This is a genomic window from Neobacillus sp. PS3-12, assembly GCF_030915385.1.
GTDB lineage: Bacteria > Bacillota > Bacilli > Bacillales > Cytobacillaceae > JAEVLT01.
The window spans coordinates 203,010-227,424 of record NZ_CP133268.1; the positions used below are offsets into that span (position 1 = coordinate 203,010).

24 protein-coding genes are annotated in these 24,415 nt (G+C 34.2%); 6 read left to right on the plus strand and 18 right to left on the minus strand.

From position 1 onward, the window contains the following. Positions 1 to 347: 347 nt before the first annotated feature. The 9 genes from RCG17_RS01075 to RCG17_RS01115 all read right to left on the minus strand — a co-directional run bounded on the left by RCG17_RS01075 (position 348) and on the right by RCG17_RS01115 (position 11,472). On the minus strand, positions 348 to 2,036 hold the full coding sequence (locus RCG17_RS01075) for a ScoMcrA-related endonuclease (RefSeq protein WP_308173458.1): 1,689 nt from the start codon (positions 2,034 to 2,036) through the stop codon (positions 348 to 350). A gap of 56 nt (positions 2,037 to 2,092) precedes the next feature. Continuing rightward, on the minus strand, positions 2,093 to 2,320 hold the full coding sequence (locus RCG17_RS01080) for an HTH-like domain-containing protein (RefSeq protein WP_308173459.1): 228 nt from the start codon (positions 2,318 to 2,320) through the stop codon (positions 2,093 to 2,095). Between the two features lie 202 nt (positions 2,321 to 2,522). After that, on the minus strand, positions 2,523 to 2,696 hold the full coding sequence (locus RCG17_RS01085; RefSeq protein WP_308173460.1) for a hypothetical protein: 174 nt from the start codon (positions 2,694 to 2,696) through the stop codon (positions 2,523 to 2,525). A gap of 107 nt (positions 2,697 to 2,803) precedes the next feature. After that, complete coding sequence (locus tag RCG17_RS01090) at positions 2,804 to 5,554, minus strand: AAA domain-containing protein (protein WP_308173461.1); 2,751 nt, start codon at positions 5,552 to 5,554, stop codon at positions 2,804 to 2,806. A 323-nt stretch (positions 5,555 to 5,877) separates the two neighbouring features. Next, on the minus strand, positions 5,878 to 8,310 hold the full coding sequence (locus tag RCG17_RS01095) for a DEAD/DEAH box helicase family protein (protein WP_308173462.1): 2,433 nt from the start codon (positions 8,308 to 8,310) through the stop codon (positions 5,878 to 5,880). Next, on the minus strand, positions 8,303 to 8,629 hold the full coding sequence (locus tag RCG17_RS01100; RefSeq protein WP_308173463.1) for a nucleoside triphosphate pyrophosphohydrolase: 327 nt from the start codon (positions 8,627 to 8,629) through the stop codon (positions 8,303 to 8,305). Before RCG17_RS01100 ends, RCG17_RS01095 begins: the two co-directional genes overlap by 8 nt. A gap of 1,141 nt (positions 8,630 to 9,770) precedes the next feature. After that, positions 9,771 to 10,175: a hypothetical protein gene (locus RCG17_RS01105; RefSeq protein ID WP_308173464.1), complete on the minus strand. Its 405-nt coding sequence runs from the start codon at positions 10,173 to 10,175 to the stop codon at positions 9,771 to 9,773. A gap of 477 nt (positions 10,176 to 10,652) precedes the next feature. Then, entirely contained in the window at positions 10,653 to 11,231 is a 579-nt protein-coding gene (locus RCG17_RS01110; RefSeq protein ID WP_308173465.1) for a dienelactone hydrolase family protein, read from the minus strand. Further along, positions 11,218 to 11,472 (minus strand): dienelactone hydrolase family protein, encoded by a 255-nt coding sequence (locus tag RCG17_RS01115; protein WP_308173466.1) that lies wholly within the window; start codon positions 11,470 to 11,472, stop codon positions 11,218 to 11,220. The genes RCG17_RS01110 and RCG17_RS01115 overlap by 14 nt, the downstream gene beginning before the upstream one ends. A gap of 260 nt (positions 11,473 to 11,732) precedes the next feature. Between RCG17_RS01115 and RCG17_RS01120 the strand changes: the two genes are divergently transcribed. After that, complete coding sequence (locus tag RCG17_RS01120; protein ID WP_308173467.1) at positions 11,733 to 12,257, plus strand: CotD family spore coat protein; 525 nt, start codon at positions 11,733 to 11,735, stop codon at positions 12,255 to 12,257. A gap of 179 nt (positions 12,258 to 12,436) precedes the next feature. On the opposite strand, the gene RCG17_RS28195 is transcribed toward RCG17_RS01120, so the two are convergent. The 7 genes from RCG17_RS28195 to RCG17_RS01150 all read right to left on the minus strand — a co-directional run bounded on the left by RCG17_RS28195 (position 12,437) and on the right by RCG17_RS01150 (position 17,461). Beyond that, complete coding sequence (locus tag RCG17_RS28195; RefSeq protein ID WP_374120888.1) at positions 12,437 to 12,811, minus strand: glycosyl hydrolase family 18 protein; 375 nt, start codon at positions 12,809 to 12,811, stop codon at positions 12,437 to 12,439. Continuing rightward, the gene (locus RCG17_RS01125) at positions 12,748 to 13,479 is read right to left on the minus strand and encodes a glycosyl hydrolase family 18 protein (protein ID WP_308173468.1); all 732 of its coding nucleotides are present in this window, start codon (positions 13,477 to 13,479) and stop codon (positions 12,748 to 12,750) included. Before RCG17_RS01125 ends, RCG17_RS28195 begins: the two co-directional genes overlap by 64 nt. A 245-nt stretch (positions 13,480 to 13,724) precedes the next feature. Next, entirely contained in the window at positions 13,725 to 14,138 is a 414-nt protein-coding gene (locus RCG17_RS01130; RefSeq protein ID WP_308173469.1) for a Fur family transcriptional regulator, read from the minus strand. A 13-nt stretch (positions 14,139 to 14,151) separates the two neighbouring features. Beyond that, positions 14,152 to 15,075, minus strand: coding sequence for a metal ABC transporter solute-binding protein, Zn/Mn family (locus RCG17_RS01135; RefSeq protein WP_308173470.1), 924 nt, complete (start codon positions 15,073 to 15,075; stop codon positions 14,152 to 14,154). A 38-nt stretch (positions 15,076 to 15,113) separates the two neighbouring features. Next, positions 15,114 to 15,935: a metal ABC transporter permease gene (locus RCG17_RS01140; RefSeq protein ID WP_308173471.1), complete on the minus strand. Its 822-nt coding sequence runs from the start codon at positions 15,933 to 15,935 to the stop codon at positions 15,114 to 15,116. A gap of 26 nt (positions 15,936 to 15,961) precedes the next feature. Then, a complete protein-coding gene (locus RCG17_RS01145) occupies positions 15,962 to 16,735 on the minus strand; it encodes a metal ABC transporter ATP-binding protein (RefSeq protein WP_308173472.1) in 774 nt (257 codons plus the stop codon). A gap of 240 nt (positions 16,736 to 16,975) precedes the next feature. Then, on the minus strand, positions 16,976 to 17,461 hold the full coding sequence (locus RCG17_RS01150) for a YiiX/YebB-like N1pC/P60 family cysteine hydrolase (RefSeq protein ID WP_308173473.1): 486 nt from the start codon (positions 17,459 to 17,461) through the stop codon (positions 16,976 to 16,978). Positions 17,462 to 18,102: 641 nt separating this feature from the next. Here RCG17_RS01150 and RCG17_RS01155 point away from each other — a divergent pair. Beyond that, entirely contained in the window at positions 18,103 to 18,957 is an 855-nt protein-coding gene (locus RCG17_RS01155) for a peptidylprolyl isomerase (RefSeq protein ID WP_308173474.1), read from the plus strand. Positions 18,958 to 19,347: 390 nt separating this feature from the next. Here the strand turns inward: RCG17_RS01155 and RCG17_RS01160 are convergent, their stop codons facing one another. Both RCG17_RS01160 and RCG17_RS01165 read right to left on the minus strand, forming a co-directional pair. After that, positions 19,348 to 19,914, minus strand: coding sequence for a CBO0543 family protein (locus RCG17_RS01160; protein ID WP_308173475.1), 567 nt, complete (start codon positions 19,912 to 19,914; stop codon positions 19,348 to 19,350). Positions 19,915 to 20,114: 200 nt separating this feature from the next. Continuing rightward, positions 20,115 to 20,561, minus strand: coding sequence for a hypothetical protein (locus RCG17_RS01165; RefSeq protein WP_308173476.1), 447 nt, complete (start codon positions 20,559 to 20,561; stop codon positions 20,115 to 20,117). 312 nt (positions 20,562 to 20,873) lie between these two features. Between RCG17_RS01165 and istA the strand changes: the two genes are divergently transcribed. The 4 genes from istA (at position 20,874) to RCG17_RS01185 (ending at position 24,411) form a co-directional block, all read left to right on the plus strand. Then, positions 20,874 to 22,376 (plus strand): IS21 family transposase, encoded by a 1,503-nt coding sequence (gene istA, locus RCG17_RS01170; RefSeq protein WP_308173477.1) that lies wholly within the window; start codon positions 20,874 to 20,876, stop codon positions 22,374 to 22,376. Beyond that, on the plus strand, positions 22,376 to 23,095 hold the full coding sequence (gene istB / locus RCG17_RS01175; RefSeq protein WP_308173478.1) for an IS21-like element helper ATPase IstB: 720 nt from the start codon (positions 22,376 to 22,378) through the stop codon (positions 23,093 to 23,095). Before istA ends, istB begins: the two co-directional genes overlap by 1 nt. Positions 23,096 to 23,217: 122 nt before the next feature. Further along, positions 23,218 to 23,541, plus strand: a complete 324-nt coding sequence (locus tag RCG17_RS01180) for a hypothetical protein (RefSeq protein ID WP_308173479.1) — start codon at positions 23,218 to 23,220, stop codon at positions 23,539 to 23,541. Between the two features lie 378 nt (positions 23,542 to 23,919). Next, positions 23,920 to 24,411, plus strand: coding sequence for a Dph6-related ATP pyrophosphatase (locus RCG17_RS01185; protein ID WP_308173480.1), 492 nt, complete (start codon positions 23,920 to 23,922; stop codon positions 24,409 to 24,411). Positions 24,412 to 24,415 lie beyond the last annotated feature (4 nt).

A 24,415-nucleotide genomic window follows, 5' to 3' on the forward strand; every position in this document is an offset into this window, starting at 1 on the left:
GTTATTGACTGTTTTTTTATGATAAACTGATTTCTTGTTATACCTTCGTTTAAGTATGTCTATAAACTTTTGATAATCAAACTTTTGGAATTTCCCATTCCTTCTGATTGATTATCTTCTTCAAATAAAATGTGAACTGGGATTCCCTTTAAAGGATCAGAATTTCAAATCGGGATAAATAAATAAACCTGCATGGATCATTTTAACAATAATGATTGATTTTGATACATGCCTTTTTAGATTTTACCATGTCAGTGACATAATCTGTCTGAAATAGAAACGAATGCTTTGAATTATGGAATAACTTTTGAACCCAATACAGATTCCAATAGTATTGAATGGATCAGCTATATTTCATACAATTTAATTCCTACGATTTCATTAGCTTTAATGATGAAATCCTTATATGGTGATAATGGATTATCTGTATATTTCCAGTGTTTGGTATTTTCTTTCTTGCAATCCCAAATGACTCCTGTTGGCCAACCTTTTGGAATTATTCGATCAAAGAATACAGCAGCACCAAAAGTCGGACAGTTCCAATGCCTAGAGGCACCAGCAAAACCATGTCTAGCAAAGAACACATCCCCAGAAATGTCCTCTCCTATCGGATTAAATTGATGAACTAAATTTAAGATCACATCTACACCAGGATTCTTTAAATTTTGCTTTTTTACTCCGAAGCTGTCATAACATACAGCCAGATAGAACGTCCTCCCTTTAAGTTCAAATACTCTTGAATAACCATCTTCTAAAGTCAGGTAAGTATCAGCCCTTTCTATTTCTTCATAAGAAGTAGGATAAAACTTCCTTGCCAATGCTTTAATCCCTTGGTGTGTAATTATAACTCCCAATTGATCAAAACCATATCTTCCGTCAATGCCCAAACAAATAACTAAATGGCTGTTTTTTGTATGTAAAAATTTACCTATTTCCTCACTAACCTTTTTGTATAAAAATTTTGGAAAGTCCTTCGTCTCATAAAATCCTGCAGGCAAAAGCAATAGATCTGTTTTATCATCCAAGGATTCCACGATTTTCTTAAGTAACTCCGTTCTCTTCTCGTTCGTGTAGTTGCGGTCTGACTGTATGCAAGCAGTCGCAATATGTATTTTTTCTTTTAATTTCCGATCCTTCTCAGATCTCGTAGCTGTTTCTTCAAAAACGATCGATTTAAACTTAGATACATCTTCTTCCTTGTTCGGGTCAAGCTCACACCAAGTAAAATCCGCCATTGAAATCCGAACCGTTGGTTTTAACTCTTTAATGAACGGTAAAAAGTCTCGTAATGTGTCATACCAGGCTCTTTGCTCGTCCCTGTATACAGGATTACTGTCTTTAGCATTGATTGTTTCACATTTCTCTATCAACTTACTAACATTGAATCCCGTATTTAATTGATCAGGATAATTTGTTAATGCAATTTTTCTTGGTATTGAATAATGCTGGTTCTCATCAAGTTCAACAATAAAACCAGGAATTGGAATGTATAAATCACATGGCTGCAAAAATTTACTACGAACAAAATCTTGATTACCTTTATATGATTGTAACTCTTTATAAATGACTACCATGTCCTGATAGTAACTTTCATTTTTATAGTCTTCTAGGCGGGACTTAATTTGCGTTTTATGTTCTATCTTTACATTACCGTAAATGTGTCTAAACATTTCAATGATCGTATTTTTACACTCGCTGCAGTGTTGACTATGTTTTACAGCCTTCTGCTCTTTCTTTACGTAATTTGGCTTTTCTTCTTGAATTTTTTTGGCTTTCTCACTTTTTTTCGAGATAATGTTGAATCCTCTTTTTATAAGAAATTTATTAGATTCATCTCCCCCACTAAATTCCTGAGGATCTAACTCGAAACCACTAGAATACATATGAGCAATTGAAATAATATATTTAGGTGGATAACATTTACCCTTAAAGGAAAGTTGAAATTTGGTAGATTTGCGTTTCGTTGGTATCCCCTTTTTATCAATTTCATCAATTGCCTTCAAGATGTCTTTTCTACTTATGCTTTCAGGAATCAATTTTTTCCTCTCCCACAAAGAAATAATTGCAATATGTCAAATAAAAACCACTAAAATTATGGCTTTGGAATAACGTAATTAGATAGTTTTATACCTTTACTTACCTCTGTTGCATAAGTTGGATTAAGTCCGGAAAATGCAACTATATTTTTAACATTAAGATGGTTTCTTTGAATAATTGAAGCATACTTTACACCAAAGAAATGTATGTTTGCAACTTGATATCCTTTCGGTGCTTTATTATACAAATCTTTTAATATTTCCCCTAATTCCTTTTCATTCATTGTATCCAACTCCATTTATTTAAATTCTAAGTGAATAAAAAAATTACTGACTAACAGTAGATTCTTCATCCTTTCTTTCCCAAATATCCAAGTCATAATATCTAGCCCATTATTGGATCCAAAATATCTTCTACTTCTTTTGTTGTAAGCTTGTCGAATTTCAGTGCTTCGCCAACAATATTAAAATATTTACTGTGGTTCCTTATTTGTTAGCCACTCCAAGCATATTATTACGTTCAATTTCGAATGCGCATAAACCACATAGAACTACTTTTGTAAAAGAAACTTTTGCATATGGATGCAGTATTTTAAAGGCTTCGTGTTCTGACTCATTAAAATATTCACCATTACGGTCCACATAATAATATTGAGTCATAGAATCAAATCCTCCACATTTTTCGCACTTCAAGCTGGTTTACCCCCCATTATTTAAAATTTATGTTTTTGTAGATTAATTGTAACTCTTATTACAAAGTTACCATGTTAAGCAGAAACTTTAGTATCTAGATGTAATATTTCCATCAATTTTTGCCGCAGTCTTTCTTCTTCTCCACTCTCAGTAGTTTTCATTCTGATAATTGGTATATTGTATTTTCTCAATATATCATCCTTCATTTTGTCACGCTTCAGTTGAGTTGGATTATTTGCATGAAAAGAATACCCATCCACTTCTACAACCAATATAGGCATTTTATCGAGCTTGTTAAAAATAACAAAATCAGTATGAGTTAGCATATTCATCGTAAACCTTAACTCTTCACCACTAAGTTTAGCTGGGTCTTTTATCAACATACGAAGTGGTTGATGCAGAACCCAATCATAGCTTTGGAACTCAGATGAACTTAATACCTTTTCAATTACTGCGTTCATTAGATTTTCCGATCGATACTCCGACACTTTCTTTGTTTTTTTAAGTACTTCTAATAATTTCTCACTATAAGAGTTATAGAGAAGATCGAATACTGAATAAACCTGGCTTTGTATCATTTCAAAATTATGATATTGAATATATTTAACTAAATCCCCGATATTTGTTCCTTGCCAACTCTCACTCCCTTCCGAAACAACAACGATCAATTTATCAACTGCCCGAGAAACAGCAACATTTATTAAATTGGCATTATCGACAAAATCATTTACTTTAATATCATTGGAAACAGTTGTAAGAATCATAATATCTCTTTCCCTACCTTGATATTTATGAACAGTATCTGCATCAATGTTCTGTGTTCCAATAACCCTCTGTAGTTCATTAGCCTGTAAACGATAAGGTGAGATGATACCCACTGTTTGCTTTTCAATATCTATATGTTGTTCTGGGATAATTTCATTAAAGATAACGTCAATCTGCCTTTGATTGAACATCCCCCTAGCATGATTCCCTTTAGCCGTTTTATATAGAATAAGAGGTTTATCATTTTCCTGTTCATTTGTAAGAATAATAAGTTCATTGTTATAGAATTTTTGGTTACAGAATCCAATAATTTTTGGATGACACCGATAATGCTCTTTCAGTAGGGTTTTAGGAATGTTTTTGTATAAAGCCAATATTGATGACAATAAACTTTGATTTGCATAATTATATGATTCATTTAGGTCAAACGAATCAAATATTCTTTTCGTAGTATTTGCCACTTCGGGTGGAACAACATTTGGAAGCTGCTTTACATCCCCTACTATAACGACATTTTTGGCGCACGAAAGAGCCAAAGCACCTGTCAATAAATCAACCTGGGAAGATTCATCAATAATGACATAATCAAATAGATAATTCTTTTCTGCACTATTACGCAATGAATGTGTTGTACTTAAAATGACAGGATATTCCTTAATAAACGCATGAAAGTTCTTCCAAAGTGAATCATTAGAAAATATTTGCCTGTTCCCTCCTAAGCCATACCTTTCAGCTAATTTTGACTTAAATAACTCCATAGATCTTTTTGTGTATTTCCTCATTTCATTCTCAAAACTATAATTTTCAAGTTTGCAAGATAATTCATTGATTTCTTTCTTTACCTCTTGAATTTTTTTCTCATAAAACATTTTTTGTAAAAAAGAAATAATGATTTCTGGAGGATACATATAGAATTTTATGTTAAAAATTCCTCGAAAAAATAAATTGTAAAGTCTTTCTCGAAATGTAATTTTTCCTTTAATAATATTTTGCTTATACTCAACCAGTATTTTTAAAATCTTATCTGAACTATATTTAAAAAATGATTTCAATTTAGGAGTCTTGAAGTTGGATGCCGTATAGTATTGATTAAAATACTCATATTCTGTTTTAAGAATTGATATTTCCTGTTGCAATACAGCCCTTTTATTTTGGTATTCTAGCATCTGGTTTAATTTTTGATGGGATTCTTTTAATGTTGATTTAAGCATTTCAAACTCTGAATGTGGTATAAACCAATCATTTATTTTCGGGTATAAATTTGATTGTTCGTTAAAAAATTTTTCTTTATTTTCGTTGTTTCCTAAATAAGCTGCCATAAAATTCACACCGTATTTTTGCAGCTTTTCAAGTACATTTGCTGTTGCGGCGTTATTATTTGAAACAACCGCAACTGTTTTATCATTTAATACTGCATTTGCGATTATATTTAGGATGGTTTGTGTTTTTCCAGTCCCCGGTGGTCCCTCGATCACACTAATTTGTTCAGCCAATGCTTTTTCCGCTGCTACTTTTTGACTTATATTAAAGCCAAAAGGAAATATTACTTGATGCTCCCGCCCTTTTCTTTGATTGTAGGGTTTACCTACTAAATAGGCTGCCAATACACTCCTAGGACTTATCATTGCAAGTGAATTGTACTGTCTTTTCAGGAAACTAATGTCTTCATCAAGTTTTATACTTACGTGATTTGCAATATTTTTTAGATACTCAAAGGTGCTGCATGCTTTGGAATTTATTAAGCAAGTTTCTTCGATCATAATTTGAGTCCTCTTATAAATCTTTTTAAAACCAGTTTTAAACAAAAGTTTTATATAATCACCAAAATCAAGAATCTTAATAATTCCTGTTATTGGGTGATTATTTTCATAAATTATGCAATTTTCAGGATTGCTAATCTTTGGATTTCGAAACCAGATTATGTTTTCAAAACTGTAATGATATACTTTATTATTATTTTCGTACTTTACCATCCATTTGCCATTATCGTATTTACAAAATGCTATACTTGCTGTCTTATCATCTTCTTTTACTAAAATTAGATTATGATCTTCATTCAAAAATCTCACCTCTAAACATTAGGCCATATGGTTTTCATAGTTTTTTCCCACAGTTTTTAATTTCCAGTAAAATATACTTATTAATAATTTATCATTTCAATTATATCCCCTAGCATTTTACAATAAAAGACATATTTCTCCTCTTAAAGAAGGTATTTCCTCATAATATTTGATATCAATTATAATAAATAATAATAAAAATGGACCACTAAAAAAATTTTAGATGGTCCATTTTTATTAAGATGATCTTTTAATATTCGCTGATCTATATGTTTATATTAGAATAAACTGATTTCTATTTAAGTATCTTAAAAGTTCAAAAGTTAATGTTCAACAGTATTCCTTGCTCTCCGCTCAAAATGATAATGTAACCTATACTCACAAATCTCCTTAGTCCAATCAAATAATATCTGTTGATCTTCGGAAACAACATCAAAATTCAACTTAAAAATATTATTTTCAAATGATATTAATCCTTTTGAACTTCCACTCCATTTTGTCATCGGCATGGTTGCAATAAGATTACTAACTCCCTTTTGATTATAGCTCCAAAGTTTCACAGAGGACTTATCCGAGAAATCGATCCGTTTACGATATTCTTTTTCCATCAAAAATTGATGAAAAAATGGAGCCACCTCCACTGGAGTCATGGGGTCAAACCAATGTGTAGGACCACGATCTAACATGGCTAATAAAACAACCATTTTATAGCTCTTTGCCATACTGGTCCTTTCTGATTCCTCTATCCATGGTTTGTATCGAGCAAAAACCTCTTTTTCTCTGTCGGTTAGTTCTTCTGCCCATTCTAAGAAACCAACATACGATTTAAACTCCTGGCGGTATTGAACAGAATCTGCGCTGCCTTTAAGGTGTAGTTCTAAATAAGTTGGCCTTCTTCCAAGATCGTGCTTTAAAAATGTATAAGCGTTTAATAATTTTTCCCGACGTGGAAATTTTTTCGCAATCATTTCTTTTAATAAATTAATGACATTTACATCCAAATTCACTTCACAAAACTCAGGCACAGTCGGGTGTATTTTTTTAGAGCCAACTTCACCGAAGTCAGTATCAAATAAGCTGAGTTTAATATCTGCATTTCGATAGTTTCCAATTAAATCTATAATGACACAGGCTTCTTTTTCTGGGTAAATCCGTAGCCCGCGTCCAATTTGCTGGGTAAATACTGTGAGAGATTCAGTTGGGCGTACAAACAGCAATGTATCCACAGAAGGAATATCAATTCCTTCATTAAACAGATCCACAGTAAAAATGACATCAATTTCTCCTTTTGAAAGCTGGGAGATTACCTTTTTCCTGTTCACCCCTAGCTGCTGTGAGTGTAAGCTGACTGTTTGAAACCCATTGTTATTAAAGTAATTAGATAAGAAGTTTGCTTGTTTTATTGAAGAGCAAAATCCTAATGTTCGAGTTTGTTTCTTATTTTTCCAGGTTTGAAGAATCTTGTCTACCAAATCATCCCGTAATTGGGCATTTAACAGTTCTTCCTCATCATAGCGATTCCCCAGCCAAGTAATCTGACTATAATCCGTATCGTCGTAAACCCCATAATACTTAAAAGGTGCCAGCCATTTTCGTTGTATGGCATCTAAAAAGTCAAGCCGAAAAGCAACATTGCCATCACAAATTGCGTAAACATCTTTATTATCGTTTCGGTCAGGTGTCGCCGTAATCCCTAATAAAAACCTTGGTTGAAAATAATCGAGTGCCCTTTTATAAGAATCTGCTGCGGCATGATGAAATTCATCAACAATAATCAAATCAAACTCATCTGGATGGAATTTTTCTAGATGTGTTTTCATACTTAGGGTAAAGATAGACGCAAAAATAACATCAGCGTTGCTATCTTTCTCTTTTCCGTTATAAAAGCCATAATGTTTTTCAGGCATGATATTTTCAAAAGAGTTCTTAGCCTGATAAAGGATTTCCTCACGATGGGCAATAAAGAGAATACGATCAAAATTTTGTGCAAAAAATCCCGCCAAATAAGTCTTACCTAAACCAGTGGCCATAACTACCAGTGCTTTGCTATACTCTTCTTCCAATGTTTTTTGTAATTCTTCCAATGCTTCAATCTGAGCAAATCGCGGCTGGATTCTCCCGTAAGAAATAGGTGGATCAGCGATAAGCCCTTGCGAATCAGGTTCTTCGTCTATTTCGGAAGGCAGCATTAAATTCATTTCTACCATCTCAGACCACTTTTGAGCCAAATTTGAGTGGTTTTGATGATATCTATCGTAATTAGATCGATATTCTTTAAGAGTTTCTATATTTAACGGAACGGTTTGATCAGCAAAAAAGAGTTTAAGAAATTGAGTTTGTGCTTCATTGAATACTTCCTTTTCATCACTGATCTGCAAATTCCACTCTACTCCGTTTAATAGAGCTGATTTAGAAAGGTTAGAAGAACCAACAAACAAGCATTCTTGATTTTTTGATTGAACCATATATGCTTTGGGATGAAATGACACGCCATTGCTTTTCCAAATCCTTATACTTATTCGCTCGTCAATTGAAAGCAGCTCCTCAAGTGCATCAGGCTGTGTAACATACAAATAATCCCCAGTACAAATTTTAATATCTGCCCCATTTTCAGCAGCCTTTTTTAAAGCATCCTTTAAAAATTCCACACCTGACTTCATAACAAAAGAAGTTAAAATACAAATTGTTGAAGCATTTTCTAGTTTTTCAATTAAATGATTTCCGAGCCCTTGTGTGATTAACTGAACCTTAGTCATCTTCAACCTCAATTAAAAAGATTTTCTCTTTAAAGCCTCCCCGCTTTTCGGCTTTCTTCTTTCGGATTTCTTCTACCTTTTCAATGGATGCTTCATGACACTCAGCAAGAGCGTGGATAATTTCCAAAAGATCTGCAAGTTCCTCTAGTGCATCAGCATCATTGTCTGTATTTACATATTCCTTAAGTTCTTCAAAGCTTTTTTCTTTAAGAGCCTTTATGTAATCGTTATCACTTAAAATTTTTGTAGAAAGCTTTTTGCCATCTTTTTCGATTATTTCTGGGATACGGTCACGGACGAGTTTGTTATATATAGGCATAGATAATCCTCCATTTTTTTCTATTTATCGTTATTATACCTTCTGAGAAATTTAATGTAATTATAAAATAACATCCTTGATATAAATCCTAATAATAAGAATTATAGTTACTTAATCAATATATGGGGTCAGTGGATTCATATTTGAAAGTTTTAATAAAATATCTTTCTGAAACATTGTTTTGAATTGCAAACGTCTTTTAAATGTTTACTTAATGATTTTTGTAAAAAACTGTCCAACCCCTATTTATCACCAAATATCTTTTTAATCTTTTTAAGAAGGCCTTTTCTTCTACTTTCCTCTATAAAGTCAAAAAAGAGATCTTTCTTTACTACCAATACTGGTTCATCTTCTATGATACATTCTATTGGTAAATAGTTAATTTGGGTTTGTCGCTCTTTACTATTACCGCTGAAGTTTTCTATTTTTATACTTTTGGTGTTATCAGAACGAAGTTCAAAAGATTCCTTATAACTTCTATATAATTCTTTCCAAATTAATTTTGATAGTTAATCATAATCATTAAAATGCCCATTTGGAAAATAAAAAAAATTATAGGTATGTCTGGTTAGATAGCCTATAATATTCCCCCAATCATCCCACTTCGTTCAGATAAAATAATTCTCTTAAAAAACTAAAATACATTTTCAGTCAATCTTTATATCCCATTACGTTCATATAAAATGCTAATGATCGTCCGCAATGGATTCGCGAAGAAGACATTTATATCCTACTACATTCAGATAAAATTGCTGCAGCTTTTTATCAAACCAATCCGCTTCATTTTCTTTATATCCCACTAAGTTCAGATAAAATGTTGGTATTCGGCCTGATCTTAAGGCTTAATTTTATCCTTTATATCCCACTACGTTCAGATAATATGAAAAACCATGATGGTAAAATGGATTGCCAGAAATAACAAAACAATTTTGTTTAATTCTCACAAATAAAATCATCATAAAAACGCTAATGGTGTATACCAAAAGCGTTTTTTTTGCTGTTTTTTTACATTCCAATTATTAACAGAAACTACTAATGGTAAATGTCCTTGGTTTTCGATAATTAGAAAGTTAAATCATTTCCTTTTCTTTCTGTAGAAGTTCTTTTCTTGCTTCGATATCCATTCATCACCGTAAGGGCGTTAGAATCCATCGACTTTAGTCGAGGGAGGTTCAAAAAAGGATTCATAAAGGCTGCGAATGTCCTGTTTATGAATGGATTCCGAAACATTAAAGATAAGCGAATGGTCATCGATATCTTTTAATTCGGAAGAAAGACAATCCCTAAGCGGTTTCCCACCGTCATTCGGGAGATATTTCCCCCAATGTTTAATTGCAAGTTCTCTGGTTTTTGTATTGTAACGAATTAACTTATGATGTTTGATGAAACGATTCAGTAATAAAAGGACGCCATCAATCGAATAACCCAAATCGAAAGCCATTTGTTTTACCGTAATTTTATAGATCCCAATAGGAGTAGTTTCCGAATTTGCAAGTAGATAAAGGTAAAAATATTTATCCTCCGGACTCATTTTTTCCATAACCATAGGATTCTCCCAAATTTCATTACGCACGATTCTACTTGTTTCCATTGTCCACCACTGTCCTCTCTTTTAACTAATGTTCTTTTCACTCTTTATATACATTTTAATGAGGAAAAAAGACAGGATGGTTTTTAAAAAATATGAACATTCTATCAAAACACTAACAATGCTAAATTTACAACTTCGCAAATGTTTTAACGCTTTACATATAAGTTATTTTAATCAAAAATTACAACTTCCCGCATGACTGTAACCTTCTAACATAAAGATGGAATTTTCAAATGAATAAGAGACATTCTTGAACAGACGAAAACAAAAAACAATTATATAAAAACTCCCACTACCTATATTCATCTTTGGGAATGGGAACTTTTTTAAATTTTCGTGCTATTTTAAATCCCTTCTATTTACTTATATTAGCAATTTCTAAGTACACCTCTTTTATGGTGTCATTTTTCTTTTAGCCAATAATAATATTCCTCAATGATTCAAAATATCATAAAAAAAACGTAATACTCTTTGGAAAGCATCCCTTGCTGCAACCACATTATAGGATGCTCGAGTATCGTTAAAAAACGCATGTCCTGTTTGAGGATAAATTTGATAGTCAAAGTTTTTCCCGTTTTGTTTCATCTGTTCTGCAAAAGCTGGAACATTGTCGGTAATACGTTTATCTTGATCCCCGTAAAAACCATATACAGGACAATGAATATTCTGTAATTCTTCATCAGTTGGAGCATTCCCATAAAAAATAACCGCTCCATTTAACTGCTCATCACGACAGGCCAAAAGTTCGGAAAGGGCGCCACCCATACAGAATCCAATTGAAACAACACCTTGACCCTTAGTCGAAGTATTTTCTTCCCGTATGTATTTCGTGGCGGCTAAAAGTTTCTCGATATAGGCAGAAGAGTTTATCCCGCCAAACATTCTTTCAAAGGTTTTGGTCACACGGTCTTGTTTTTCTGCATCCAGTTCTGCTAACGCTTTATCTCTTTCGCCTGGATTGTTCCACGCAGAATGAGGAAGAGAATCCAAAAATGCCTTAACTTCTTCCACTCGTTCCGTTCCGGAGCTCCTCGATTCTCTCTCCGTCTTTGGCATATAAATCAGGCGCAAATGCCAAGTATCCAGCCTGTGCAAATCGATTAGTTATGTCCTGTATGTGTGCATCCACACCCCAGATTTCTTGGATCACTATGACAGCTGGAAGATTTTCATCTACACGATCCATCTTTGCCAAATATCCAATATTCTCGTTGTTTTTACCAAAATGAACCCACTGAGTTTCTAATGCCATACGATCCCCTCCATTTAAATATTTATTCCTAATAACATGTTAGCAAATAAAATTTTTTCCATCATCAAGCACCCCAATTATATTTATACATAATTACAAAATCAGGCTAATTGTATTAACTGGTAGTTTACTTGAATTAACTCAATCAGATCGTAGTATGTATTATTTCTTACAAAATAGGTATTAAACTAGTCCGTACAATTCTAAGTTCACATAGACTAATGTTATGCAAGACAACTTTACATGGAGGTCATTTATCTATGATGAGAAAAGAATTTCCAAAAGCAGTACCACCTAAGAAAGAGTTCCCAAAAGCAGTGCCACCTAAGAAAGAAATTCCAATCGCAGTACCACCTAAGAAGGAAATTCCAATCGCAGTACCACCCAAAAAAGAAATTCCAATCGCAATGCCACCTAAGAAAGAAATTCCGATAGCAATACCACCCATGAAACCGATGCCAGTCCAATACGTTCCACTTCAAGCATGTCCACCAACATATTGTCCGCCACCACCTTGTCCGCCGCAATACTGTCCACCGCAAATGTTTCCTGCTCAATATGATCCACCACTATTTAATCCACCACAACAATATGTAAAAACAAACTTATATAATAATGTAGTCTCTCATGTCCATCCCTCTCATACCACAACAGTCAACAAACTTCATGTAAATCATCAACATTATTTTCCCCACACAGAATCATGTGTAAATGAATGCTGTGAAACACATACAATGTGTGGATTTCCCGTTAATCCTTGCTGTCCATCACCATTTGGATACTAGCTTCATTTCCCCCGCCATTTAGGGGGATATTCTCTCTCTACACAATAATTTTCTATTTTTTGTTTTAATTCTATTCTAATTTTGTAAATTTTTATTATAAGTTTCTAAAAAAGAAACATAAAAAAGATCAAAGACACGAATCATACAATCTGTGTCTTTGATCTTTTTTTATATTCACCCTAATTCGAATATATCTGATTCCAGTAACTAGTGTTCATGAAATCTAAATTCCAAACTGCGGATCCACCAAGGTGGAATTGTGATATTAAATTTAGATAAATATTAAATGATTTTACTGTTGGCAGCCAGATCTTATATTGCAGGTTATTTACCTGATAAGAAGTATAATACTCTCCTAATGTTGAATCCCATGATAGATTCCTATGATTTTGTTCCACTAAACTTTCGATATACTGAATAGGTTCAGCAGGATCCTTTACAATACTACCCTGCTGATTTTGTTCCCATATTCTTGTATACGCTGGAAGCCCTAATATGATTTTTTCAGGAGAAATTCCGGTTGTATAAATTCTTGTATGTTCTGTTTTAACCATGATAAAGATGTTACAGGACCAGGAATGGGATCCGTTGACCAGTGTTGATCGTAGCCCATAAAAACAACATAATTACAATACTCTCCCAATACCTTGTGATCAAATGGTGATTGCTGATTCTTTTTTCCACTTGGATCTGGAGGGAGGTCTATGGAAAGAACAATCGATGTTTTTTTTAATTCATGTGATAACTGGATAATAAACTGTGAAAAAACTTCACGATCTCCAGCATTCACATTTTCAATATCTAGGTTAATTCCATTCCAATTATTCCTAAGGGCAGTTTGATGTATTTGTTTAATCAATTCCTGAACTTTATCTTGATTCGTTAGGAAAGCATGCACATTGGTTTTTGTATCAGAGTTCATGATGACTCGTGCCCAGATCGCTTTCCCCTGTGTGTGAATGGTGTTCGTAACTGCATCGGAGGTAACATGCAGATTAAATTGGTCATCGATACTTGCTAAAGCTGGAGAGACAATGTTTAGGTTTTGATAATCTGATAAATGTTGAAGAATCTGATTGTTCCCTGAAACCCAGCCAATGTTTAAGGAATATTTTTGTCTAGACTCTTGTCCTCCTTGAGATTTAGAGGAGATTTGCTTTTGATTCCACTGGTTTAATGTCTCCCAAAAACTATTACCACTCCTTGAACTATAAACAATCATACTAGGAAGGATCATTACTATAAAAAAGAGTGAAGAAAGGAATAAAACCCAGAATGACCTGCGAGATCGAAGCTTGCTAGAAAACTTATTTTTATGAATGTTCCCTCCCCCTTTTCCATTTAATCATGCTTTCATTCTCCTATTTATTTATATGAACATCGACAAGGCAAAGAACAGAAACGATCAATTTTCATATTTTCCATTTCCACACAAAAAACGCACCCATAGGCACGCTTCATGATTCCTTATCCACAATCACTGCAATAACCATATATTTCAAACTTATGACCTGTAATCTTAAAATCTCCGATCATATCTTGTAATTTCTGCATTGGACAAAGATCCAATTGGATTGTTTTTTTACACTTCGTACAAATCACGTGGTGATGATGATGGTCCTCCGATGAACAAGAAATACGGAACTGTCTTTCTCCCTGAAACTCCGTCGCTTCTAATATTCCCAGTTCCTCCAGAAGAGAGAGGTTTCGATAGACCGTGTCAAAGCTTAGATTCGGATAACTTTCTTCCATACGATTCCTGACTTCCTTGGCAGGCATGTATCGCTTTTCATTAAAAAAGAGCTCTAATATCTTTTCTCTTTTCCCTGTATATTTATATCCATGGTCCTTTAATAGTTTTAAAGCACTGTCTACATCCATGATTGCGTCCTCCTTATTGAATGCTCAATCCCTTAGCAACTTGGTCTAATTGATCATTCATCCATTGTAAGTAGGTCTTGCCCTTTGGTTCTGTTTCAGTAACTTTTATAACTGGAACTCCAGAGGATTTGGCCATTTTTAAAAGATTGTCAACTGTTGGACTAGAGTTTTGTACATTATAAACGAATAGTTTGATATTTTTCCCTTTTAGATCATTTTGTAATTGGCCAAAATCTGCAGCAGAGGGTTCAGTACCGTTATCAATTGCTAAAGAAAACTTCTGATCATTTACCTCCAAATTAAGTGCCTTAGCCATGTAATCAAAAACAGGCTCTGAAACATCAATCTTTGCTCCAGAAGTTTGTTTTAGTTTCTGAACTTTTTCTTGAAGTGGTGCTAGTGAATCAATATAAGTTTGAGCATTTTTTTGATAGGTTTGTGCATGACTTGGATCCAGCTTTGCCAAATCAGCTGCAAGTTTCTTTGCAAGTTTCGGCATTGTATCTGGATTATACCAGATATGTTCATTATCCCCTTCTTTTTTGCCCATCACGTTATCTGCGACTTTGATGATGGTTTTCGACTTTGAAGAGGAATCAGCATTGATAAGCTTATCCATCCAGCTGTCATATCCGACACCGTTATAGACAATCATTTGAGCCATACTAACCCTTCTCGCCACATCAGGAGTGGGTTCATAGTCATGCGGGTCAGTGTTAGGATTGTTTAAAATGTCTGTAACCGCCACACGATCACCACCGACGGCTTTTGCAACTTCTCCATAAAAATTCTCTGCTGCAACGATATTAATTTTTCCAGACGAATCTGATTTTGATGTCGATGTATCGTTCGAAGAACCACATGCACTTAGGAGAAAGAGTAAAGATGCCGATGTGGCAAGTCCTGTTATTTTCGTGATTCCTTTTAATTTTACCATTTTTCACTTCCCTCCTTAATTCATAGTTTCAAATATTCCTACACAGCGGTCGCCTCTATCGGTTTCATCCGTTCTTTAAGAGTTTTCCATCCGAGAGAAATAAAATACAATAAACCCTCAATGGCTGTAATCAAAAAGCTTATTGGTAAGTTTGTGTAATAGCCAACAACCAAGCCAACCCACACTCCGACTAATGCAATTAGCGAGGAAATCAATATCATTCTCCCAATTGAATGAGTTAGGTTACGAGCGGCAGATGCAGGCGTAGTCATGAGAGTAAAGACCAACAAAGCGCCCACCATCTGGGAAGCTTCTGTTGTTGCGACTGCAAGTAAGAGTAAAAAGCTAATAGAAATCAAACGAATGGGTAAACCTGCTGCTTGAGCACCCACATGATCAAATGAATCGAAATTCAGCATTTTATACCCTAGTGTTAGTAAAAGAATAACTAAAAGGGATAAAAGCGAAATTTGCCACACGTCATTTGAACTGATCCCAAGTATATTTCCAAAAAGAAGTGAGGTCATTGAGTTAGCGTTTTTGGTTGAAAGAGACAAAAATAATAATCCAAGACCAAGGAAAACACTAAGTACAACGCTAATCGATACCTCACGTTTAAAGACCTTGACGCCCATCTGACCTATAGCGAGTGCACTGGCAATCGTAAAAAGAAGAAACCCATTTAAAGGGCTAAACCCCATATACACAGCAAAGGCGGAACCAGAGAATCCAATGTGAGAAAATGTATGAGCAATAAAAGAGCTATTTCTAGCAATCACGTATACTCCTATTACACCACACATAATGGAAACGATTGTTCCTGCTATAAATGCATGTTGCATAAAATCAAAATGAAACATAAATAAACAAGCACCACCTATTCCGCCTATGTATGCACACAAATTGATGCGGCGGTTTCTTTTGTATTTGCAAATGAGACTAAAAGACTCGAACCTGCATGTACGACCTCTACTGGCATACCATAGAGTTTAGATAAAACAGAGGACTGCATGATTTCACCAACTGTTCCAATCGCATAAAAGTCCTTCGTCATGTAGAGTATTTTATCCGCATATCTGGAAATCAGATTTACATCATGACTTACAAATAAAACAGTTATTCCCCGTTCCCGGCGGACTTGATCCACTACGGATGCAATCGTTTCTTGGGCACCTGGATCTAAGTTTGAAGTAGGTTCGTCAAGCAACAATATTTGCGGGTTTCTGACCAATGCTTGAGCTAAGAACAGCCGTTGACGTTGGCCACCCGATAATTTTCCAATCGGCTTATCTGCATAATCCATCGAATTCGTCAATTCCAACGCCTCATCAACAATAGTTCTATCTTGGTAAGATAGCCATGGTCTAAATTTATGAGGGAGCCCTAAGCTGACAAAGTTCCGAGCAGACAATGGTGTATCAGGATCAATTTGTCTGGATTGTGGTACATACCCTATTCTATATCCACCTTCAATGGTAACCGTACCTTCCTGTGGTTTAAGCATGCTAAGTAAGACTCTCATTAGAGTAGTTTTCCCTGATCCATTCGGGCCAATAATTCCTAAAAACTCACCAGATTCAACTGAGAAAGAAAGGTCTCGTAAAACCCATTTTCCATCAAAAGATACATTTACATTTTTAAGGGACACCGCTTCGGTCAAATCTACACATCCTTCTTGATGATAATAAATCGAAATTATTACTATTTATAAATAGTAACGATTTCGTTTTATTATGTCAATTACTTTTCTTTGGAATCTAAATCAACTGAAAAAAAGCCCAGCACTTCAGCTGGGATTTGGTATTTGTTTTTCTTTCAAATTGCATAAACTTGCAAAAGACCTCATTATTTAAGGACTTTTAAAAATAGGATTATAGTACAATTCCTTCTAGTATTGACCTCAAATATCAGCAATTTTCATTAACAGCGGGGACTCAAATATATCCTCTGGAGATGGAAGGTTTTGTTTCGTCAATCTTATTCCAACACTTGCATATGCAGCATTTACGAATGTGGAACATATGAATCTACCTTTTTCTTCTTCATTATTTGGAATATGGAATACATACCGTAGAAACATGTCGATCATTTCTTCATAATCATATGGTTTACCAAGCTGTGTTTCTGCATAAGTGACAATACTTTCTGCCTGTTGATCGGTTAAATTCTCCATTCTTAAAACAGTAGAAACACCTGTAAATTCTTTTATATTCCTATGAGCTACACCATCACGAAGTACTACATCAATAAGCAAATTTTTATCTGGATCTACGACTAATGCAGCATGGCTAAATTTCGAATGGGTAATAACTTCAATACCTTCACTGATTGCTGCAGTACCTCTTCTAAGGATAATATCTGCTTTTTTTAAAACTATGTTACCCAAATTCTTGTGCTCCCCTATAGTCATTTTGATTCTATAAGGTATGAAAATAAAAAAGCCTTGGTGCTAGGTAATTATTTATGTCCTAAAATTTTTAAATAACAAGCTGTGTTAAAGTGAGCGGTTGATACGAACGAAAAGACCGCTTTCCGCTGGCGGTCTACACTTAGCTGATCCTTCTACCATCACCTAAGCAACATCATCCTTGACTAATGGATAAAGAACAATAAGTTTTTAACAATAATTTTAAGGTTTGCTAAAGCTAGAGAAGAAATAGAGTTCAAATAACTTATCTTTCAGGTTTCAATTTCGGGTATTGGTGTTAGTCTCCTACCAGATTGCGTTTTTAAAGGGATTAATAAGAAAGAAGAATCACTTCATATGGAAGTGATTCTAAAATATAGATTATTCAATTCTAAAAGGGTTAATAAACTTCAGTTGTTCAAGCCAATCATCTACATATTTAGGAGAGTCAATATTCCATTCTTCTTTAAGATAAGAAATCTTTCATTAAATCTTCATTAGAAAATTATTAATTTATTCTTAACTTGTTCAACTATTATTCATATTTGCTAACTATGATAGTTCTAAATTATCAAAAATTCAATGATATCTGTGATAGATAAAAAATTAGGAGCGTAGAAATGAAAAAATGGATTCTGGCAGGAGTTATGATCGGTTCATTAGGATTGTCCGCTTGCAGCAGCGGCAATGCGGTGATGAAGTCCGATGCTGGTAATATCTCACAAGATGAGCTATATCAAGCAATGAAAACAAAATATGGAACCCAAACCCTTCAGCAGCTTGCATTGGAAAAGGTGTTGTCCAGTGAGTATACTGTTTCAAAATCAGAAATTGATGCTCATGTTAAAAAGTCAAAAGATCAACTGGGAGATCAATTTCTCACCACGATTAAACAATATGGCTATCAAGATGAGAACGACTTCCGAGAAGCATTAAAAATTAATCTTTTAGAGCAAAAAGCGGTGTACAAAACAATTAAAGTAACGGATAAACAGTTAAAAGCCGCATATGCTTCGTACAAGCCTGATATTAAAGCCCGGCATATCCTCGTGAGCGATGAAAATTCAGCGAATGATATCGAAGCAAAACTTAAAGCTGGTGCCAAATTCGAAGATTTAGCAAAACAGTATTCCACAGATACGGCAAGTGCATCAAATGGTGGGGACCTTGGATGGTTTGGCACCGGCGAAATGGATTCCGATTTTGAAAAGGCGGCCTTTGCGTTAAAACTGAACGAAATTAGCTCCCCGGTTAAAACCCAATACGGCTACCACATCATTCAAGTAACTGGGATTAAACAAAAACCATCATTTTCAAAACTGAAGAGTACGCTCACCAACCAGGTGAAACAGTCGAAAGTTACCTCGGATATGATCACAAAAGTATTAAAAGCAGAGTTTAAAAAGGAAAATGTATCGATATCGGATAAAGATTTAAAACAAGCAGTAGATTTTTCATCTACGACTGCCCAATAAAACACAGATCAAAAAGAAATCGATGTTTAAGCCTTTCCTTTTTTGGTAGCTTTACATTTTTAGCACAGCTTAACCCTTAAACTTATACAATTAAATGACCCTTTCATGCAAAAATGTGCAGATCTGTAATATTTTGAAAATGCACGCAATTTCGGAATAAACGAATGAATATTTGATTATTACTACGCATTATCGGTCATTTTTTTCTTTATATCATCTCTTGGATTCCAACAATTAAACTTGTAATATGTTTTTGTTTCATAACCTTGTCGATTACATATTGTTATTATTTTCCTACTTTCCCTTTTTACGAGAAAATATTTACATGTTGCACAACAATGATAATCTTTACGGTTCATTTATTTCCTACCCCTAACCACTCAATAGTAGTTAGGGAATTGGTTCAAAATTTTTAACTTTACTAATTTTATTGGCTAATAAGTACATAATGAAATATATAGGGAAGGAATAAATGATGTGCCAATCCTTTATGACGTAAAAACCTAACCATAAGAAAAGAGGTTCGCCTATAAATGTACTTACACTTGCAAAAATAATTGCTTTTAGTATAGGAGAAATTTGAGGTTTGATTTGAATTAATGTCATAATAAGTACAGGAATTATAACCCAGTCCCAAGGTACATACGAAGGAATAGAAGGAATAACCTTTCCAGTATAGTACCACTTTCCATATTGCACTCCTAAGAAATCAAGCCAAGAAGAAATAATGAAAACTAACATTCCTACAAATAAAAGACGATTTGAGCTTTCTTTTTTGCGAATTTTTATCCAAAAAACTATTGGTACAATAGTAAAAACTATAAGTGATAACCAAAAATCCCAATGAAACAACGTATTATCAAGCCAATATTTTAAGTAATCCTCATTTGCTTTCGAAACATCATTATAAAATTCACTGACTTTTTTTATTTTCTCTTTTGATTGCAATGTTTTCATTTTAATCTTTCCTTGTACTTTTTTTTAGTATTAGAAGAACATAGGAATGATATTCCCTCTTAAACTAAACTGCACTTTTTTTCAATAAGAAAAGGAGGTGCGCCAGCTACCTCCGTTTTCAAACTCAAGCACCCTTTACTTGAATAACAAAAAGCAATTACCTATTTAAGCCAATCTCCCTAGTAGGGAAAAATATAGCATTATTTAATTCTTTTTATTAGCACCTCATACCCATAAATAATTAGAGAGAAAGTAATAAATGAGAAAAATATGTGTTTAGGTCGAAAGTTAACTAGCTTAAAAAGTTTTAACTTTTGAAACAGATAGCTCAGTGGGAAAGAAAAAAGGGTATCTATTATTAAGTTAACCCCAAAATATCGTTTTAAATTTCCAAAGGTTAAATGAAAAATCCATAATGTTCCTACAAGGAAAGGTCCAAAAATAAAGCTACCATCATTTAAAAGTTTAACTTTCCATCCCCCTTTAACAACCCACCACTTATATGGGACAGCTAACAAACACATTCCTGTAACAAGTAATGAGGCAAAAAGAGAAACGGGTAAATAATGTTTAAATGACTTTTTTGGAAGAAAAACGATAGAAATCCAAGGCAATATAAGCTGAATGATTCTAATTATATTAGGCATATAAATGATTTCCCCTTTTTATCTTAATTTCCCCTTTTAGTTGGGAATAATTCACAGAGAAATCACTTAAATTATGTGTTGCTTAATTAAATAACCTGTATCGTTACTTCAATAAGAAAAAGCATTACCGTTGTTCCAGTAATGCACTCCTTTACTTTAAGTGTGTCTATGGCAGAATAAAAATGTAGGGTTTGGCAGTTAATTTATGTAGGTGCTTAGGAGGCTATATAAATAAAAAAGCCACTTGTCAACAACTTCTCATACAAGTAAACTCTCTGTTATTGGGCTAACAATTACAGGGAGGTATAAGGAGTGTTAACAGTGACCGACATCAATTATATCAGACAAGAAGTAAATATAAAAGGTCGCTCTTACTCAGGAGTGGCTAAACAAATGGACAAAGATCCAAGAACAATACAGAAATATGCGGATAAAGAAGACTGGAATGAAGTAAAACATAAGCAAACACGGAAAGGACGTGTAATGGACTCTGTTAAGCCGATTATAGATCAATGGCTTAAGGAGGACATGCGGAAAAAGAAAAAGTTTCGTAGAACATCAAAGCGAATTTTTGATCAATTAGTTAGTGATTATGGTTTTAAGGGAGCTGACAGAACAGTAAGAGAATATGTGTCTAAGAGAAAAGTAGAATTGTTGGATGAGACTGTTAATGCAGCATTGCCATTGGAAGCAAAGCCTGGTACAGCTCAAGTGGATTTTGGGGAAGCCCCGTTCAAACATAATGGAGAGATCATTGATCTACCATATTTGGTTTTATCCTTTCCTTATAGTAATGCTTTTTATTTTCAAGTTTTTCAATCACAAAATAGGGAGTGTTTTTTAGAAGGATTGCGGAGAATATTTCACTATATAGGTGGAGTGCCGAAGGCAATCAGGTTTGATAATCTCACCCCAGCTGTTAAGAAGGTACTACCAAATGGAGAAAGAGAATTGACAGAGGAATTTCAAAACTTCGTTTTTCATTACGGTTTTCAGGCTGAATTCTGTAATCCGGCCAGTGGAAATGAAAAAGGCCACGTAGAAGCGATGGTGAAATACATACGAAATAACTTCCTTTTACCGGAAATCCCTTTTTCCGATATAGAGGATTTAAACAAAAGTTTTTGGCAAGCTGCGGAAAAGGACCGGGAAAGAAAACATTATCAAAAAGAACGTCAAATTGCCGAACTATATTTGGAAGATAAGGATTCGTTATACCAGTTGCCAGCAAAAGAATATCATTGTGTCCGGCTTGAAGAAGTAAAGGCTGATAAATACGGTTATATCAAAGCAGACAATAAAATTTATTCTACTTCCCCTCGCTTTGCCAAATGTGAGGTTTTGGCAAGATTATCATTTGATAAGGTTGAAATTTTAACTAAAAAACATGAACTCATTATCGAGCATAGAAGGTTATATGGAAAACAGAATAAATCGATGGAATGGCAGCCATATTTAAATTTAATGGCCAAGAGGCCTACTGCCATTAAGTACACTAGTTTTTATGAACAGTTACCCGAAGAGTGGCAAACATACTTAGAACAATGTACTGTTCCAGAAAAACAGGAGGCCCTTCGTTTATTATCTGTTTTATTAAAAGAACATGATTTTACATACGCAACTCAAGCACTTACCACGGCTTCTGAAAATGGTCATCCATCAGTGGATTCTATCAAGCAGGTTTTCTATCAACTAATTAATGGTCGTGGGCAGAGAAAAGAAATACAGATTAAAGGTATGGTTCCTCCATTGCCGACCGCCACAAGAGGTCTGGATCATTATGATCAGTTCTTTCAAAAAGGCGGTGTTTCCTAATGAATTCTACGATTCAGGAATATGCAAAAAGATTGAAATTGAGTTGGATTAGACAAAACTACCAGGATGTCAAAGCGACATCCAATGAAGAATATTTGTTAAAACTATTAAAGCTTGAAGTAGAACAAAGGGAAGAACGTAGAATCAACTTAAACTTAAATCAAGCTTCATTGCCAAAAATTCCTAATGTTCCTTTTAGATGGGATGAAATTGAATACAAGCAAGGATTAACAAAGGAATATTTATTGGAAGGACAATTCCTAAATAACCAAGAGAATTTAATTTTCTTTGGAGGAGTTGGAACAGGTAAAACCTTTTTATCTGCTTTAATTGCATTAAATGCCATACAGAAGTACGGCAAACAAGCCAGATTCTTCACAGTAGCAGGGTTAGTCAATAAATTATTAGAAGCTAATGAAAAAGGATCGCTGAGTCGGTTCTTTAAGCAAATTGAAAAACTAGATTTATTAGTGCTAGACGAATTGGGATATATTCCCTTACACAAGCAAGGAGCAGAACTCCTTTTCCAAGTTATTAGTCTGTGTTACGAAATGAGAAGTCTAATAATTACAACAAACCTCCGGTTTGGAGAATGGAATCACGTATTTGGTGACCCTATCTTGACAGAAGCCGTCATTGACCGCCTTATACACCACTTGCATTTAGTTGTCTTTAAAGGACCCAGTAACCGAATGAAGGAATCATTACTACAAAGCTAATAAAAGTGGCGAGAAAGTCATTTTTAATTGCCAAATGCGATTTGGCATCTGACCAGAATGGCAATTAAGTTGGTAGATAGTAAGATATTTAACTAAAAAGTAAAACCGGAGGTTTAAAGTTCATGACTGTTTTAAATGAGCAAGAAGCTACATTTCTACTGCATTCACACGGAATAAAGTGTGATAAGAAAATGGTGAAACAATGGCTGATTGAAGGAAAAATCAAAGGAACTGAAAATATTGGGAGTTATATTATCGAGGAAGAAGAAGTATTTGAATTCCTGGAAACCTACAGATGGGAAGGAACTGCCTACGAAAAAGGAATTGATAATGAAACTAAAATAAAAAGATTATTGGAAGAAATCGCTGATTATAAAAAGCGTATTGAGGATTTAGAGCAAGAAAACTACAAACTAATGGATCAATTGGGAATCCTCCCATTCTAAATTTTTAAAGGCCTAATCCCCCTACTCTTTCCACATTGAGTGGGGGAATTATTAAAGAAATATACAAAAAAGAGGAGATGGCGAGTGGCACACTTTTAATTGCCATTCGATACATTTTTTACTTGCCAAAAACATTAAGTGAAAAAATTCACATAATCTAAGATTAAAATAAATCAGATTCCTTATTTAAAAAGTTAAGACATGGCAATATAAATTCTTTTATATCATCTATATACATTTTCTATATGTTATTTCAAACTCTCCAATATAAATTTGAACCAATCTCTCTTAAATAGATGGACGCCACAATATATTGGACAGTAGAATAATTAAAGAGAAAGAAGATGATTTAATAATCATCTTAGAAAGGATGAGACCATGGAAGAAACAATACTTGAAAATATCGTCGTTGCCTTTTCATCCGGAAAAGACTCCATTTTCTTAGTCAACCAATTGTTAAAGGATCCAAGGTATAAAATCATTTCGTTAGTAACAACCTGTACGAACAATGGAAACGTCACTAGTCACCACATTGATGAACAACTAGTAGAAAAACAAGCAGAAGCCATCGGACTGCCTCTATACAAAATAAAAATGAACGATTTTACCACGGAAAATTTCGAAGATGGTTTAATCAGCACCATGGTTTATTTCAGTAAACATTTTGGAGTCACAAAAATCGCTTATGGTGACTTATTTTTGGAAGAGGTCAAGACATATAAAGAAAAATTACTCGCGAAATACGGATTTGAATTGCTACTGCCATTATGGGGACGGAATACGAAAACATTAGCTCGACAATTGGTGGAAGAAGGATGGAAAGCAACTGTCATATCCATAGATTCAACCAAATTGTCGTTCCGTTTTTAGGGAA